Genomic DNA, 15,800 nt, shown 5'->3' on the forward strand with positions numbered 1-15,800 from the left:
GGTCAGCTCTCGGTGGCTCGCTGTTGGGTTCGGTGGGTGAGGGCGTTGACGATGCGTTGCCAGGCGGGGGAGGACTCCGAGATTCGGGAGGCTACGAGTTCGGTGGATCGGGTGGTGGGGCGTTGGTGTCGGATCTGCCAGGTGTCCAGGTCGTCGATGAGTTGGTCGAGGCGTGGATCGTGGGGGTTCCAGTCGACCGATTCGTCGACTGCGAGGTAGAGGCGGGTGGTTTCGGGGTCGTCGAATTCGGCGTTCTTCTCGCGGATTCGCTGGGGGAGGGCGTCGGCGTCCAACGCTTGCAGCAGGATCCAGGAGTCGCGCTCCAGTCGCACTCGTTGTTCGCTGATGCCGAGACCGCGCATCCGGTTCAGGATGGCGACCACTTCGGTGGGGAGGAAGAGGCTTTCGCCGCCGGCCAGTTCGGCGATCCGGTGGCGGTACTCGGCGAGCTGATCGATCTTGCGCTGCAACGCCGCGTCGATATCGCTGATGGCGGAAGCGAATTCGGTCGGTTGCGCGTGCAGCAGCGCGTCGATCCTGGACAGGGGGACGCCGGCGTCGGCGAGGGTTCTGATCCGGATGAGATCCACCGCCGCCTGCGCGGGATAACGGCGGTAGCCGGAGGCGTCGCGCTCTGGCTCGGGCAACAGCCCGACCTGGTGGTAATGGCGCACGGTGCGCACGGTCACGTCGGCAGTCGCCGCGAGTTGGCCGATGGTGAGCACCGCGCCGATTCTAGGGGCCTGCCACCTGGTCGACGACATCGCGGATCGCCTCGACCACGGCATCGGGGCGGTCGAAGCAGAGCCGGTGGTGCACGGTGTCGGTGATGATGCGCTGCTCTCCTCGCGAAACTCCGCTCACCAAGGCCGCGTCCATTCGTCGCCTGCCGTCGTGGATCTCGGCCAGCGCCTCAGCGGGCTGGCTGGGGTCGGCGCCCATCACGCTCAGCGCTACCAGGGGGACATCAGGAAGGTTCGGCCCGGCGTGCAGTTCGGTCGCCACTTCGGTCAATCCGCTGCGCTCGGCGAAGCCCGCACGGATCCATTCGGCACTCGACTTGGCGTCGATCAGCGGCTGCCGCACGTGCTCGGGGTAGTCCGCGAGCAACTCGCCGCGCAGCTCGCGCAGGGCGGTGCGCATCTGTTCGACCTGGTCGAGATCGGGCGCCGGCGCCGCGGCTGCCGCCAGGTGCATCGCCTGCGGCATGAACTCGTCCCAGTCGCGATGCAGGCCGTCCATCCAGACCAGTCCGGCCACGTCCTGTGGGTACAGCTGAGCGAACCGGTGCGCGTAGAGGCAGCCGAGGGAGTGCGCCGCGAGAACATAAGGGGCGGCGATGTTGTGGGCGCGCAGCAGCTGATGCAGTTCCGTGGCGACCGCTTCGGCGGTACGAGGCAACGGTAGCGGATCACTGTAGCCGGTGCCGGCGCGGTCGTAGACGACAGCAGTGGTGAACTGGGAAACCTGTTGCTGCACAACGAAATAGTCCAGACCGACCGCGCTCGCGCCGGGCAGGAACACCACGGCCGGTCCGCCGCTGCCCGACCGGTGCGCGAAGACGAGCGTGCCGTCGATCTCCTCGAATCCGCCGACCGGCGGGGCAAGCCGGGTCGTGGACGTGTTGTTGTTCGTCATGCGACAAGGGTGCAACCCTGACGCAGCGTCAGGGTCAACCCGTGCCGATCACCGAGGCGAGACGTCACATCGCCAGGGGTGGTGTCGTGACAGTGGGTCTGTTCGGTGGGCGGTAGGTGCGCCAGGCTTCGGCGAGACGGTCGACTGCCGCCGTGAGGGTTTCCAGCGGATGGAGGAAATGAAGCCGCAGGTAGCGCTCGCTCCCGCCGGTCGGATCCAGGCCGCTGCCCGCGAGGATCGAAACATGGTGGCGCAGTGCGGCTTGTGCGAAGGAAACGCCGTCGCCATGTGGCAATCGGATCCAGAGGGTCTGTCCGCCATCGACCGGCGGTACCTCCCATTCGGGGATTCGGCGGGCTAGTTCCGCGCGGAGATGGTTGTGGCGAAGTCGGCGCTCGGTGGCTTGCGCGCGCAGCAGGTCGTCGAGGCGGGGGACCAGCTCGGCCGCGGCCAGCTGGGCGGGAAGGTTGCCGCCGAGGTCGTGTACCGCGCGAAGCCTGGCGAGCTTGGTGACGACAGGGGATGCCGCGCGGATCCAGCCGACTCGCAGTCCGCCCCAGACGCTTTTACTCAGCGAACCGATGGTGATCACGGTGTCCGCGAACGCGGCGAGTGGTCGCGGAGTCTCGTGGCCGGGGAAGCCGAGCTCGGCCAGGACTTCGTCATCGATGAGCGGAATTCCTTCTGCTGCTGATATTTCCGCGAGTCTGCGCCGTGTGAGCGTGGACAGCACCGAGCCTGTCGGGTTCTGGAACGTGGGGATCACGTAGGCGAGAGTGGGGCGCTGGTCGCGGATCGCTCCCGCGAAACCGTCCAACCCCGGCGGCAGACCGCACACGACCGCCGCTTCCGCGCGAAAGGCTTCCAGCGCGCCGGGATAGGTCGGAGCCTCCACGAGAACGCGATCACCAGGCCGGAGGAAGGCGCGTGCGAGGAGCGAAAGCGCCTGTTGCCCACCGGTGGTGACGAGGATCTGCCCGGCCTCGGTCGGTAGACCCCGCCCACGGTAATACTCGGCGACGGCCTCCCGAAGCGCCGGATGGCCGGACGGGTAGTAGCCGATGTCGTCGGTCGTGGCGGCCAAGGCGGGCAGCATCGCCGCATAGGACTCGGCCACTGCGTGGGGAGGTCGATCCGGTGCCGCGCACGCCAGCGAGATCACGTCGGACCGCGGCTCGAGCAGGTCGAGGAACATCGGCTCACTGGTAGTTTCCGGCGGATCGACCTGTGGCGATCCCGCGACACGGGTGCCACTGCCTTGTCGTCGAACGATTCGCCCTTCGTCGTGCAGCAGGTCATAGGCCGCCACCACGGTGCTCCGCCCGACCGACAATGCCACAGCCAGCTTGCGATCCGGCGGCAGCAGCGCGCCAGGAGGGAGTTCGCCGTCCTCGATCAGCCCGCGTAACCCCGCCGCGAGCAGCGCATACAGCGGGCCGCGCCCCGCCGACCAGCGACCGAGCCGATCTATCACAGTAATTGGATCCATAGCCAAACCAATTATGGCCGATTGGCGCTGGATCGTCGCCCCGAGCAGCTCGACGATGATCACCATGACAGCCTCGAGCACTACCGGTTCGGTATCGATCCCCGCGGCCATCGCCGCCCTGCCCGGCCCCTTTCAACAGCAGGAGCTGGCCATGGTCAACGACACCGTCGTCCGCGTCGCCCAACTGTCGGGCGAATTCCCCTGGCACCACCACGACGAAGACGAACTCTTCCTCTGCTGGGACGGCACCTTCCGGATCGAACTGGAAGACCGCGCCCCCATCATCCTGCATCCGGGCGAATTATTCGTGGTGCCCAAGGGAATCCGGCACCGCCCGGTCGCCGACGAGGTCGCGCACGCGCTCTTGATCGAGCACCCGGAGACAGCGCAATACGGCAACTGAACTTCCTCGGCGACGACCTCGGTGTTCATGCGCGCGGCGGTGATCAGTCGATGCGGTGGGTGCCGAGGTTGTGGGTCATCGTCGGGTCGCGGTGATCGAAGAACAGTGACTTGCCGGTGTCGAGGTCGGCGATCTGCTGCATCTCGTCATCGGTGAGGGTGAAATCGAGGCAGTCGAAGTTCTCCGCCATGCGTTGCGCGCGAACAGATTTGGGTATGGCGACGACGCCTCGTTCGGTGAGCCAGCGCAACACGACCTGGGCGACCGACTTGTCATGAGCTTCGGCGATCGACACCAGGGTCGGATTGGTGAACAGGTTGTTCTTGCCCTCGGCGAACGGCCCCCACGACTCGATCTGCACACCCAGTTCGCTCATCAGTGCCTGGTCGTCGCGGCGCTGGAAGAACGGGTTGGTTTCGATCTGGTTCACCGCCGGAGTGATCTCGTTGTGGTCGATCAGGTCGACCAGGCGGTCCGGGTAGAAGTTGGCGACGCCGATCGCGCGGATCAGGCCTTGCTTGTGCAGCGCTTCCATGGCACGCCACTCGGCGTAGTAGTCGCCGTAGGGCTGGTGGATCAGGTACAGGTCCAGATAGTCGAGGCCGAGGCGGCGCAGGGAATTCTCGAAGGCGCGCGTCGTGTTGTCCTCGCCGGAGTCCTGCACCCACAATTTGGTCGTCACGAACAGCTGCTCTCGGGGGATGCTCGCAGCGGCGATCGCGCGTCCGACGCCTTCCTCGTTCTGGTAGGCCGACGCGGTGTCGATCAGCCGATATCCGGTGGCCAGGGCGTCGCTGACGGTCTTCTCGACCTCGTCGGCGGGGATCTGGTAGACGCCGTAGCCCAGGATCGGCATCTCGACACCGTTGTTCAACGTGACGTGCTGCATGCTTGCGGTCCTTTCGCGAGTTCGGTGGGAGCGGTCAGCGTGGCTGTCGCGACGACGGCCACTGCGAGCATGACCGCGCCGCCGAGTCGGGTGTCGGCGACACGCGCTGTTCACACCATTCGACACCGTGGGTGTCGCGCGTGGAAGTGACTGCTGTTCCAGGTACTGCCAGTCACCCCTGCGGTCGTACCGCGGCGACTCGGTGTCCGGATTCGACCGGCACGGTCCGTAGGAGTTCAGCGACTTCCGCGGGCGTGGCGGACGGAAAGAGTTGCCGCACCCCGATCATGGCCAGTAGCCGGTCCTGATCGGCGCCGACCCCCATTCGCGACACCACATCGTGCGCGGCGCGGTTGGCTTCCGCGATCTCGTCGGCTTTGCCCAGGCGTGCGAGGTTCTCGCCCACGATTTTATCGAGGTCGGTGGAACGCTTGTAGAACAGCGCGGTGATCCCGACCGGCACCGCACCCATGATCGAGGTCGCGGCGGCGGCGTCTCGATTGCCGAACGCCACCATCGACGCCGCGGCGAGAACGACCACGACTCCACAGCAGCCGCTGATCATGTACGCCCAGAAGAACGCCGTGCTCTGCGCCATCGCGCTGCGCACCTGCCGGAGGTATTCCTCGGTTCGAGGTCGCGGCGTCTGGGTGTGGTCGGTGTCCTGATCCGCCGGTTCGGTCGGTATCGAGACCACGGGAGGAACGGCGTCGGCGGTCATGGTGGTTTCGATCGCCCGCTTGTTGATTCGGCGACTGAATGTCGTCGAGAACCACGCCGACACCGCCGCGATCACCGTCGGGATCAGCCCACCCACCCCGATCAAGGCCAAGATTTCGTTCACGGTATCCCCCGAATCCAGCTACACCCCTGCGAATTACCCCGCGCACTCTACCGCGAGCCGTTATCCCCTTTCCTGTTGTCTACTCGCGCAGGATGATTCGCGTTCATCGTTCGGCCGCCGGCTTGTTGTGGAAGGCGGCGATCCGCCACTGGCCGTCGGGTTCGCGGACCAGGATGTAGGTCTGGGTTTTCGACAGCTCGGCGGGCTTGTTCTTGTCGTATCGGTCGCCGCGGCTGGTGGCGATGGCGAAAGAAGTATCTGCGTGTGAGAAGAGAGTGTGGCCGCGGCGGATCCTTTGTCAACGGCACAGGTCGGGCGTTATGAACAAGAACTCTTGTTAGAAACAAGCGCTCGTGCTGTAATCAGCGTCACCTACCAGAGGAGACGCCATGCAGCGCAGCGCGGCAGCCACCATCCACTCGAGTCGCCGGGGTGGACGCGGTCGACCGAAGCGGGGACGAATGTTCAGAACGAGATGGGCGGCAGTGCCGCTGGCGGCGGTATGTCTGGCGGTGTCGAGCGCGGGCAACGCCACCGGCGACCCGTATCCGAGATTCCCGCCGGACCAGAACCAGCTCCCACAGCTGCCCGCCGAACCCCAGCTCTACGACATGCTGCCGATCCCGGTGCCCGCGGAAGATCCCTGGTACGACGACCCGGCGGACCTGAATTCCTATGCGCCCGGACAGATCATTCGCTCCCGAACGGTGCAGACGCGTCTGCTCGGCCTGCCCTTCCCGGTGCACACCGAACAACTGCTGTTCCGAAGCAACGACGTGCACGACAACCCGATCGCGACCGCGACCTCGGTGATCGTCCCCGGCATCCCGTGGTCGGGCAGTTCGCGACCGGTGGTGTCGTTCCAGGAGGCCATCGACGCGACCGATTCGTCGTGCAACCCGTCGTACACGTTGCAGACGGGCACGATGAAAGAGGCCGCGCTGGCGATCTATTGGCTCGCGCAGGGATTCGCGATCAACGTCGCCGACTTCGACGGCAAGTTCAATACCTTCAACACCTATGACGAAGGCAAAATGGTGCTCGACAGTCTGCGCGCCATGAAGAACTCGGCGTTGGGCCTGACCGACTCCGGGATCGCGCTCTACGGGTACTCCGGCGGCGGCTCTGGTTCGATCCGCGCGGCCGAACTTCGCGAGAGTTATGCCCCCGATGTGCGGTTGCTCGGCACCGCGGTGGGCGGATTCCCCGCCGACCTCCGCGCTCAGGCCCGTTACGCGATCGCCCAGCAGCCGGGCCTCACCGGCGCCAGTAATTTCACGATGTGGCTCGGCTTCGCCGCGTTGTCGCGGGAATTTCCCGACCAGTTCGACGCCAAGGAATTGCTGACCCCCGAAGGTCAGCCGATTGTGGCGGATATGCGGAGTCGCTGCGTTTACACGATCGCCGCGGCGGGCGCGTACCGGCCGATCAGTGCTTATTTCCAGCCGGGGAAGTCACTGGAAACGGCGCCGGGTGTGATGGAGGTGCTCGCGGATCAGAGTCTGGGGCACCATATTCCGGACATCCCGATCTTCTGGTGGCACGGAATCTGGGACGAGCTGATCCCGACGTCGGCGGTCCTGCCGACGGTGAACGACTACTGGAACCGCGGCGCGGACCTGCGGTTCTACACGATGCCGCTGCCCGAACACGTCGTCAACGCCGTCGCGGGCTGGCCGCCCGCGGTGGCCTGGACCAGTGCGGTGCTGCGCGGTCTTGCGCCGGGTGAGCGATTCAAGGCTGATATTCCGCTGCCCAACTAGACGACAACAGCACGGCGCGCGGAGGGAATGCGCGCCGTGCTGTCGACGAACCGAAGCTTTACGCCGAAGCCTGCTCATAGGCCGAGATGACTTCCGCCGAGATCCTGCCGCGGCTGGACACGGTGTGCCCGTTCTGCGAAGCCCACGCCCGGATCTCGGTCAGATCGTTGCGACGGGTGGATTCGGCTGCCGGTGCCGAGCCGAGGCGACGTGCGGCGCCTGCTTTGGCCCGACCGGTGCGACGCGCGTACGGAACCCACTGTTCGAACACCTCACGCAACTCTGCCGCGTTGGCATCGGACAGGTCGATTTCGTAGGCTGCCCCATCGATTCCGAATGTGACAGTCGCATCGGCAGCGGACGTGCCATCGAAATCATCGACAAGTGTGACAACGACTTTGCGCGCCATGGGAGTCCTGTTCGTTCGGGTGCCGAGAATTACCGTCGCTGATCTTAGTTGACCGCGGCGCGGGTTATTCGCTCGGTTCGTCGACCGTGTTCGGACGTCGCCGAAGAATCCGCCGAGGAGTGGTCAGTCGGCGCGAGGGATGCGTCCGTCGACGTCGGTGAACCCGTAGTCCTCGGCGAGATCGGCGACTTTCCAGGATTTCCCGGTGCGCGTCGACCGGCCGGGGTCGGCGGCCAGCGCTACCACGGCGCGCCCGGGGAAGCGTGGGGACTCGGCGGTGTCGAGATCGAAGGTGCCTTCGCCGGGCAGGGTGACCTGGCGACGGCCGTTCTCATCAGCCGGAACCATTTGCAGCAGTTCGGTATTCACGATCCCGGGCCAGATCGAGACCGCGGTTGCGCCGGTGCCTGCCAGGTCGTGCGCGAGGTCGGCGGTGAGGCGATCCAGGGCGGTCTTGCCGACGCCGTAAACGGCATTGTGCATGTACCGCCGGGCGCCGGGGGAGGAGACGTTGACGATGAGGCCCGCGGACTCGATCAGCAGCGGTGCGGCGAAAACACTGGCCACATAGTGCGATCGCACGCCGATGACGAAGGTCTCGTCCCACGCCTTCGGCGGCACGTCCCAGAACTTGCGGCCCAGCCAGCGCGCGGCGGCGGGGGAGTTGTAGACATTGTTGACCAGCACATCGAGGCGCCCCTGCTCCTCGCGGATCCGGGTGAAGAGCTTCTCGACCGCGTCGTCGTCGCGATGATCGCAGACTGCCACGACGCCGTGTCCGCCGAGCTCGGTGACCATCGCGGCGGTCTCCCCTACGGTGCCGGGCAGCTTCCCGGGCTCGGTGGTGCGTCCGGTGACGTACACGGTCGCCCCGGCCGCGCCCAACTCGAGGGCGATGCCTTTACCGATGCCACGACTTGCCCCGGTGACGACCGCGACGCGCCCGGCCAGAATCTTGGGTGTTCCGCTCATGACCTCAGGACACTACCGTCAAATCAGAACACGTTCTAGAAATTGGAGGCGGTAGTGGAGCAGAGATTTCTCGACACAGGCGAAATCAGGATGCATGTCACCGAGCAGGGGCAGGGCTACCCGGTGGTGTTCTGTCATGGATTTCCGCACACGGGGTTCATCTGGCACCGGCAGATAGCGGCTGTGGCCGAGGCGGGATTCCGAGCCATCGCGCCCGACCTTCGCGGCTACGGTCGAACCGAGGCGCCCGCTGACGTCGCCGCCTACACCAACGAGGCCGTGATCGGTGACCTCCTGGCGCTGCTCGACGACATCGGCGCCGAGAAGGCTGTGTTCGTCGGCCTCGATTTCGGTGCCCAACTGGTGTGGGAGCTGTCGCTGCGCGCTCCCGAACGCGTCGAAGCCCTGGTGGTGCTGAACAATCCGTACTCGCCGCGCCCGCCGCGTCCACCGTCGGCCTTCTGGACAAAGGCCGCCCAGCGCCACTTCCTGCACCTGTCCTACTTCCAGGAGCCCGGCGTCGCCGATGTCGAACTCGCCGCGCGACCGAGGGAATTCCTGTCCCGCGTCTACTTCTCCCTCTCCGGGGACTACCACTATCTCGACACCTGGAAGAACCCGCCGGGGCTCGGTTATCTGGATGTGCTGCCCCAGGCGCCCGCACTGCCGTGGACCTGGCTCAGTGACAGTGAATTCGACACCATCGCCACGGATTTCGAGCGGACGGGCTTCACCGGGGGATTGAACTGGTACCGCAATCTGGACCGCAACTGGGAACTCGCCGAGCCGTTCGCCGATGCCCGGATCGAGGTGCCGACCTACTTCCTCTACGGCGAGAACGACCCCGACATGGAGGGCTTCAGTGGTCGCGACCCGCTTGCCACCCTCCGGGCGAATGTCGCCGATCTCCGTGCGGTAGTGGAACTTCCGGGTGCGGGCCATCTCGTGCACCTCGAGCGAACCGACGCGGTCAACGACTTCCTGGTCACCGCGCTGCACGAAGTCGGTGTCGATCAGCGCGCGCGGTCGTAGGTCAGGGCCAGCTCGCCCAGTTCGCCGGCCTCGTGACGGGTGAGCGTCCACCGTGAGCCGGGCAGCCCGTCGTCGAACAGTCGCTGTCCGTCGCCGGCGATCTCGGGGCACAGCAGTAGGTGCAGTCGGTCGATCAGGTCCGCCGCGAGCAGATCCTTGATCACGGTCGGGCTGCTGTTGACGAGAATGTCACCCGTTCCGGTGGCTTTGAGCGCGGTGACGACGTCGGCGGTCGGTGCGTTCGCGATGCGGGTGCGCTCCCACGGGGCCTCGGTGAGCGTGGTCGACAGGACCACCTTCTCGGTGTCGACCAGCCACTTCGCGTAGGCGCGGTCGCGCGGGTCGGCGTTCTCGTCGGCGGCGACCGTCGGCCAGAACCCCAGAAAGCCTTCGGCATTGACCCGGCCGAGCAGCGCCGTCGTCGCGCCCTCCCAGATGCGGGTGAGGTGATCGCGGGCGACATCGGTGGTGGCGTAGCGGACGATCGCCTGCATGTCGGTGGGGCCGCCGGGGCCGTTGTAGCGTCCGTCGAGGGTGAGGCCGATATTCGCGGTCACAGTGCGTTCGGTCATGGCTGCTCCTTGTCGCGGGGGAGTGTGTCGGCGAGATCGTCGAAGAAGTATGAATCGCTCGGCGGAAAGTCGCGAAGAGGCGGTACTTTTGGTGGGAGGCACATCGGGCGGACCACCTGAAAGGATGCGGCCTCTTGAAGATTGCACTCGGAGCCGACGAACGGACGACGAGCTAGTGTTCACGCGCTGGGGCGATGTGGTCTATCGGTTCCGGTTCGGCGTACTCGGCGTGGTGGTGGCCGCACTGCTCGCGCTCGGTGGGTACGGGCTGGGGCTGCACGATGAGCTGAGCTCCGGTGGCATGGACGATCCCGGCTCGGAATCCGCGCTGGCGGGGCGCTTGGCGGACAATGCGTTCGGTCGCAATCACGACCTCGATGTGGTCGTGCTCTACACCGCACCGCCCGGCAAGACCGTCGACGATCCCGAGTTCAGCCGCAAGATCGTCGACAACCTCAACAGCTTGCCGCGTGCGTACCCCGGGGTGATAGCCGGCGTCAACGGGGCCTACTGGCAGACGGAAACGGGTCGGGCGAGCGGTTCCCTGTTCGCCACCTCGGATCGCACCCGCGCGGTGGCCGCCGTCGCCATCGTCGGCGACAACGATACCGAGATGTTGCGCAACACCAGAAAGGTGAAGGACGCCTTCGCGATTCCCGGTGTCGATGTGCAAGTGGGCGGGCTGCAACCGGTGGCGGGAACACTCAACGACACCCTGGCCGACGACATCCGCCGGATGGAATTCCTCGCGTTCCCGGTGGTCGCGCTGCTGCTGTTCTTCATCTTCGGCGGTGTGGTCGCCGCCGCGCTGCCGTTGATCGTCGGCGGGCTGACGATGCTGGGCGCGAGCGGAATCGTGCGCACCTTCACCTACGTCACCGAGGTGAACTCCTTTGTCGCGCCGGTTGTTTCGATGATCGGTGCCGGCTTGGCCATCGACTACGGGCTGTTCATCGTGAGTCGCTTCCGCGAAGAACTCGCCGAGGGCCACGACGCCGCGGCGGCGGTACGGCGCACGATGACGACGGCGGGGCGCACCGTGGTGTTCTCCGCGACGATGATCATCGCCAGTGCGGGAGGCATGCTGCTGTTCCCGCAGGGGTTCCTGAAATCCATCGCCTATGGGGCCATCGCGACCGTGTCGCTGGCCGCGCTCACCGCGATCACCTTGCTGCCCGCGATGCTCGCGATTCTCGGCGCCCGCGTGGACATGTGGGGAAGTAGGCGGCTCCGGAGAACGAAGTCCGCGCACGAGGTGGAGAACGGGTTCTGGGGCCGCAGCACACAGTGGGTGATGAAGCACCCGGTGAAGGTCGCGGGCGTGCTGTGCGTGGTGTTGGTGCTGTTGATCCTGCCTGCCCGCAACCTGGCCTTCGGTGGCTTCAGCGAACGATATCTGCCGCCGGACAACAGCACTCGCGTCGCACAGGAGCAGATCGACGCGACCTTCCCGGGCCGCAGATCCGATCCGATCGACCTGATCTTCGTTTCCGGCGACACCGTCGCGATCGGCGCCGCCCTGAAACTGGCCAACCAGGCGCCCGGTCTGGCGACGAAGTTCGAGCTGCCGTCGCGGTCGCCGGTGCAGTCGGATGTGTACCGCACCACAACGACACTCGCGGACTCCGATTCCGCCGACGCCACCATCGACTATCTCCGCGGCATCGAACTGCCCGACGGAGTGCGGATGCTCGTGGGTGGCGTCCCCGCCATCCAGAAGGACAGCCTCGACGCGTTGCTCGAGCGCATGCCGTGGATGATCGCTCTCGTTCTGCTCGTCACCACGCTGCTGATGTTCTTGACCTTCGGTTCGCTGATTTTGCCGATCAAGGCCGCCCTCATGAGCGCTCTCGGCCTCGGCTCGACGCTGGGCATCCTCACCTGGATCTTCATCGACGGCCACGGCGCGGGCCCGCTGAACTTCACCCCGCAACCTATTCAGGCCAACATGCTGGTGATGATCATCGCGATCATCTACGGCTTGTCCACCGACTACGAGGTCTTCCTGCTCTCGCGCATGGTCGAAGCGCGGGCCCAGGGCGCCACCACCACCGAGGCGGTCCGCATCGGCACCGCGCACACCGGTCGCATCATCACCGCCGCCGCCTTGATCCTGCTCGTGGTCACCGGCGCCTTCGCGTTCTCGGACCTGGTCCTGATGCAATACGTCGCCTACGGCATGATCGCCGCGCTCATCATCGACGCCACCGTGCTGCGCATGCTCCTCGTCCCCGCGACGATGAAGTTGCTCGGCGACGACTGCTGGTGGGCTCCGACGTGGATGAAGACCGTCCACGACAGATTCGGACTGGGCGAATCACCGTCCCCGGCAACCACCGCGGCAGATTGTCGGACCCCTGGCATACGGTGACGAAAAGGTCTGCCACCCGTGTGTTCAGCTGCCATGAACGGAGTCATGATGAGCCGCCATATTCAGATCACCTTCGACGCGCACGACCCGGCCGCGCTGTCGACCTTCTGGCGCGACGCGCTGGGTTATGTGCATCCGGGACCGCCGGGAGTCGAGGTGCCTGCCGGGGTCGACCCGCTGGTCGTGTGGGACCAGTTTCTCGCGCGGATCGGTGTTCCGGCCGAAGAGCGGAACTCGAAGTCGGCCATCGAGGATCCGGAGGGGCATGGTCCTCGGGTGTTCTTCCAGCAGGTGCCGGAGGGCAAGGTCGCGAAGAATCGGGTTCATCTCGATGTTCGGGCGGCGCCCGGGTTGCAGGGCGACGAGCGGATGGCGGCGTTGGAAACCGAGTGCGAGCGGCTGGTCGCGCTGGGCGGCAAGCGGGTCGAGCGCTTCGAACCCGAGCCGCCGATGAGTGCGGGGTGGATCGTGATGACCGATCCCGAAGGCAACGAGTTCTGTCTTGATTGATCTGACACCCACCTCATGAACCACGCTCCGATACGCGCGCTCGCCCTGCTCACCACCGGCCTTCTCGCCGGTGCGTTCGGCTACGGCGCCGCGAATCTGGTCCCGACTTTTCATCGGGTCCCGCTACAGATGCGCCTGGAATTCCACACCGAACTCATGCAGAACAACAGCATCAGCATGCAGCTCACGATGGCCGCCGCCGCGCTGAGCTGCCTCGCTCTGGCCATCGTGCAGACCGGCAGGGACCGGGTGCTCGCCGCGGCGGCCACAGTGCTGGTGGTCGGGTCGTTCCTCATCACCCGGCTCGGCAACGTGCCGATCAACCACAAGATCAATGCCTGGGCCGTCGACGGAGCGCCCGCCGACTACGCCGTCGTCCTCGAGCGATGGGACTTCTTCCATTTCCTGCGTACCGGGACAGCGCTGGCTGCTTTCGCGCTGATCATCGTGCTGGTGGTGTGGTGTTCTGGCGAGGCGAAGCGGGAGTTTCGCCCTGCGGGCGAGGGTGTCGGCGCTACCGTGGATTGACCACGACGACGTGGTCACGTGGCTGCCACTGGAAGGAAGCCCCGGGATGCGGCATTTCGACTTTCGCGGGACCTTGATCGCCTATGACGAGGCGGGTGCGGGGCCGCCGATCGTCTTCCTGCACAACCTCGGCGGAGACCGTCACATCTGGCGTGCGCAATTCGACGCACTGAAGCACAACCATCGGGTCTTCGCCATCGACCTCATCGGCTACGGCGACTCGGACGCCCCCGACAACGGGTACACGGTCGAGAACTATCTGGCTATGGTCACCGCGTTCCTCGAGGAGCAGGATCTGCGCGATGTGACGCTGGTCGGCCACTGCTTCGGCAGCGCGCTGTCGCTGCTCTATACGCGGCGCAGTCCCGACCGGGTGCGGTCGCTGGTGCTCAGCAGCCCGCTCACCCCGGCCACCTTGCGACCGACCCGCACGGCATGGGCGGCAGCGCTCGGTCGACGGCTGCACATCGACTCGGTGCTGGCGCGAGTCCGCATTCCCGGCCCGGTGGCCGGGCTGCTCGTGGCAGAACAACTCGGTTCGGAGAACGCCCCGGCCGAGGTCGTCGCGCATCTGCGCGAGAGCTGGACCGAACCCCGTCGGCTGATGGTTACCGCCGCGATCTCTCGCGAGATTCCGCTGCTCGGCGAACTGGACAGCTTCGTGCCGCCGGCCGGCTTTCCGCCCGTCACCACGATCTGGGGCAGTCGTAATCGAGTGCTGTGCGCGCGAGCCGGCGCCACGCTGAACAGCACGTTGAAACCGTCGCGGTCGATCGTTGTCGACGGTGCGGGTCACCTGGTGATGGTCGAGTCGCCCGAGCAGTTCACCGCCGCGGTGCTCGCCGCGACGACGGGCACGCGCGTCGTGGATTCCTAGTCCGAACCGCCGTCGCGGTCGAGCGTTGATCCCGCCGCCGCGACATGCGGCCGCAGCGGGCGCTGAGCGTCGGTGAACCGAACTTGTCGGTGCGCACCTCTATTCTGCTCACATGGACGGACCGGACTCTGCGCTACGCCGCCTGACACGCGAGGCGGGAAAGCTGTTGCGGCCATATGGCTTTCACGGAACGGAAGCCGCCTGGACGCAGATCACCGCCGACGGTGTCGCAACGATCCGCCGCACCCGCACCCAGCGGACCTGGACAGACGGTCAGCAGGCGATCGGATTCGGCCTGGAACTCGGCGCGACGCCGACTGCCTGGTGGGAATACTGCAACTGGCGCGACACCGTGCGAGGACTCCCACCGACCGCGCTCGAACAAGCGACCGGGCCCGCACTGATCGACGATCGTGGAATGGGCGAGGAGCTGACCGAGTTGTGGTCGCTGCGGGTCGATCCGGCCCATCGGTCGCGCCCCGCGCTACAAGCCGACGTCGACGCCATTCGCGCCGACTTGCCGGTGCGCGTCCATTCCTACGCGCGCCGGGCACTGCGCCTGCTCGAGCCGGACGCCTACCTCGATGAACTATTGGCGGAACCGAATCCGCAACCCGCCGCCCTGGAGGCGATCGTCGTTCTGCTCGCCGATCACGGCCCGGGACCGCGACTCGATGACGCGGTGGACCGGTTCCGATCATCCGTCGCCGACTCCGATGACTCAGGCGCCGACAGCGTCATCGCCTACCTGCGGGGTCGAGCCGTCCCGGTCTGATTGTCCAGCTCGGGCGGCCCGATGGACGACTCGCCATTATCATTCCGCCCGTGGGAGATGCGGTACACGGGAATACTCGGCGGATTCGCCCCGGCAACAGGAAGGACTTCGGCGTCGCCGCCGAACTGTTGGCCGCGGCCTTGGCGGACGACCCGGCGACCCTGTGGCTGCACCCCAAGGAATCCACCCGCAGGATCAGGCTTGCCCGGTCGTTTCGATCCTCGCTCGACGATTCCCGCGATTGCAGCGATGGGGTGGACCTCGCCCTCGACGGCACCGGCGCGATCGTCGGCGTCGCGGTCTGGCTGGCGACCTTTCATATCCTGCCCCGAGCGACGGTAGGTCGACAGCTCGGAGCGCTGCGTACCTACGGTTCACACGCCGCACAGGCGCGCGCGGGCGCGCAGGCGACCTACGCGGCGGGCGTGCAGGAGCAGCATTGGCACCTGTTGGCGCTCGGCGTCTCCGCGAAAGCGCGCGGACGCGGACACGGACAGGACCTGGTCGCGGCGGGAATGTATCGAGCGGCCGCCGACGGTGTCCCCGTTCATCTGGAAACAACGAACCCGAACAACCTCTCCTTCTACGAACGCCTCGGATTCGACACGACCGCGGTGATCGACCTCCCCGGTGGCGGCCCGTGCAGATGGCTCATGCGCCAAGTGCCGCAACCGATCTCGAGTCCTGTTCGCGGTAGAAGGTCACGCAGTACCTGACGGCGCTACGAA

Annotated in this window: 18 protein-coding genes; 10 read left to right on the top strand and 8 right to left on the bottom strand. The window is 66.2% G+C overall.

Annotated features, from left to right (window positions below; translation table 11 throughout):
• Nucleotides 1–2: 2 nt before the first annotated feature.
• The 3 genes from OHS03_RS05830 to OHS03_RS05840 all read right to left on the bottom strand — a co-directional run bounded on the left by OHS03_RS05830 (nucleotide 3) and on the right by OHS03_RS05840 (nucleotide 3,127).
• Nucleotides 3–725, bottom strand: a complete 723-nt coding sequence (locus OHS03_RS05830) for a MerR family transcriptional regulator (RefSeq protein WP_328661363.1) — start codon at nucleotides 723–725, stop codon at nucleotides 3–5.
• A 10-nt stretch (nucleotides 726–735) separates the two neighbouring features.
• A complete protein-coding gene (locus OHS03_RS05835; RefSeq protein WP_328661366.1) occupies nucleotides 736–1,638 on the bottom strand; it encodes an alpha/beta fold hydrolase in 903 nt (300 codons plus the stop codon).
• 64 nt (nucleotides 1,639–1,702) lie between these two features.
• Nucleotides 1,703–3,127: an aminotransferase-like domain-containing protein gene (locus tag OHS03_RS05840; protein ID WP_328661368.1), complete on the bottom strand. Its 1,425-nt coding sequence runs from the start codon at nucleotides 3,125–3,127 to the stop codon at nucleotides 1,703–1,705.
• 64 nt (nucleotides 3,128–3,191) lie between these two features.
• On the opposite strand from OHS03_RS05840, the gene OHS03_RS05845 reads away from it, so the two are divergent.
• Nucleotides 3,192–3,530: a cupin domain-containing protein gene (locus tag OHS03_RS05845; protein WP_328661370.1), complete on the top strand. Its 339-nt coding sequence runs from the start codon at nucleotides 3,192–3,194 to the stop codon at nucleotides 3,528–3,530.
• 43 nt (nucleotides 3,531–3,573) lie between these two features.
• Here the strand turns inward: OHS03_RS05845 and OHS03_RS05850 are convergent, their stop codons facing one another.
• Nucleotides 3,574–4,419 carry an aldo/keto reductase gene (locus OHS03_RS05850; RefSeq protein ID WP_328661372.1) on the bottom strand — a complete coding sequence of 282 codons (846 nt, stop codon included), beginning with the start codon at nucleotides 4,417–4,419 and terminating at the stop codon, nucleotides 3,574–3,576.
• A gap of 172 nt (nucleotides 4,420–4,591) precedes the next feature.
• Entirely contained in the window at nucleotides 4,592–5,140 is a 549-nt protein-coding gene (locus OHS03_RS05855) for a TRADD-N-associated membrane domain-containing protein (RefSeq protein WP_328661374.1), read from the bottom strand.
• Here OHS03_RS05855 and OHS03_RS05860 point away from each other — a divergent pair.
• Both OHS03_RS05860 and OHS03_RS05865 read left to right on the top strand, forming a co-directional pair.
• The gene (locus OHS03_RS05860; protein ID WP_328661376.1) at nucleotides 5,139–5,531 is read left to right on the top strand and encodes a hypothetical protein; all 393 of its coding nucleotides are present in this window, start codon (nucleotides 5,139–5,141) and stop codon (nucleotides 5,529–5,531) included. The two genes, OHS03_RS05855 and OHS03_RS05860, sit on opposite strands and share 2 nt — an antisense overlap.
• Before the next feature lie 193 nt (nucleotides 5,532–5,724).
• Nucleotides 5,725–7,026 (top strand): lipase family protein, encoded by a 1,302-nt coding sequence (locus OHS03_RS05865; protein WP_328661378.1) that lies wholly within the window; start codon nucleotides 5,725–5,727, stop codon nucleotides 7,024–7,026.
• A gap of 58 nt (nucleotides 7,027–7,084) precedes the next feature.
• Here OHS03_RS05865 and OHS03_RS05870 read toward each other — a convergent pair whose 3' ends face one another.
• Nucleotides 7,085–7,435, bottom strand: coding sequence for a histone-like nucleoid-structuring protein Lsr2 (locus OHS03_RS05870; RefSeq protein ID WP_056822989.1), 351 nt, complete (start codon nucleotides 7,433–7,435; stop codon nucleotides 7,085–7,087).
• A gap of 123 nt (nucleotides 7,436–7,558) precedes the next feature.
• Nucleotides 7,559–8,407, bottom strand: a complete 849-nt coding sequence (locus tag OHS03_RS05875) for an SDR family NAD(P)-dependent oxidoreductase (RefSeq protein WP_328661380.1) — start codon at nucleotides 8,405–8,407, stop codon at nucleotides 7,559–7,561.
• 90 nt (nucleotides 8,408–8,497) lie between these two features.
• Between OHS03_RS05875 and OHS03_RS05880 the strand changes: the two genes are divergently transcribed.
• On the top strand, nucleotides 8,498–9,439 hold the full coding sequence (locus OHS03_RS05880; protein WP_328661382.1) for an alpha/beta fold hydrolase: 942 nt from the start codon (nucleotides 8,498–8,500) through the stop codon (nucleotides 9,437–9,439).
• On the opposite strand, the gene OHS03_RS05885 is transcribed toward OHS03_RS05880, so the two are convergent.
• Entirely contained in the window at nucleotides 9,421–10,011 is a 591-nt protein-coding gene (locus tag OHS03_RS05885) for a dihydrofolate reductase family protein (protein ID WP_328661384.1), read from the bottom strand. The two genes, OHS03_RS05880 and OHS03_RS05885, sit on opposite strands and share 19 nt — an antisense overlap.
• A gap of 175 nt (nucleotides 10,012–10,186) precedes the next feature.
• On the opposite strand from OHS03_RS05885, the gene OHS03_RS05890 reads away from it, so the two are divergent.
• The 6 genes from OHS03_RS05890 to OHS03_RS05915 all read left to right on the top strand — a co-directional run bounded on the left by OHS03_RS05890 (nucleotide 10,187) and on the right by OHS03_RS05915 (nucleotide 15,788).
• Entirely contained in the window at nucleotides 10,187–12,382 is a 2,196-nt protein-coding gene (locus OHS03_RS05890) for an MMPL family transporter (protein ID WP_328661385.1), read from the top strand.
• Between the two features lie 48 nt (nucleotides 12,383–12,430).
• On the top strand, nucleotides 12,431–12,892 hold the full coding sequence (locus OHS03_RS05895; RefSeq protein WP_056823283.1) for a VOC family protein: 462 nt from the start codon (nucleotides 12,431–12,433) through the stop codon (nucleotides 12,890–12,892).
• A gap of 15 nt (nucleotides 12,893–12,907) precedes the next feature.
• A complete protein-coding gene (locus OHS03_RS05900; RefSeq protein WP_328661387.1) occupies nucleotides 12,908–13,420 on the top strand; it encodes an anthrone oxygenase family protein in 513 nt (170 codons plus the stop codon).
• Nucleotides 13,421–13,466: 46 nt separating this feature from the next.
• On the top strand, nucleotides 13,467–14,297 hold the full coding sequence (locus OHS03_RS05905) for an alpha/beta fold hydrolase (RefSeq protein ID WP_328661390.1): 831 nt from the start codon (nucleotides 13,467–13,469) through the stop codon (nucleotides 14,295–14,297).
• A 112-nt stretch (nucleotides 14,298–14,409) separates the two neighbouring features.
• Nucleotides 14,410–15,072 carry a hypothetical protein gene (locus OHS03_RS05910; protein ID WP_328661392.1) on the top strand — a complete coding sequence of 221 codons (663 nt, stop codon included), beginning with the start codon at nucleotides 14,410–14,412 and terminating at the stop codon, nucleotides 15,070–15,072.
• Between the two features lie 50 nt (nucleotides 15,073–15,122).
• Entirely contained in the window at nucleotides 15,123–15,788 is a 666-nt protein-coding gene (locus OHS03_RS05915) for a GNAT family N-acetyltransferase (protein ID WP_328661393.1), read from the top strand.
• Nucleotides 15,789–15,800 lie beyond the last annotated feature (12 nt).

The sequence above is a fragment of the Nocardia salmonicida genome (assembly GCF_036142455.1).
In the GTDB taxonomy this organism is placed as follows: Bacteria; Actinomycetota; Actinomycetes; order Mycobacteriales; family Mycobacteriaceae; genus Nocardia; species Nocardia salmonicida.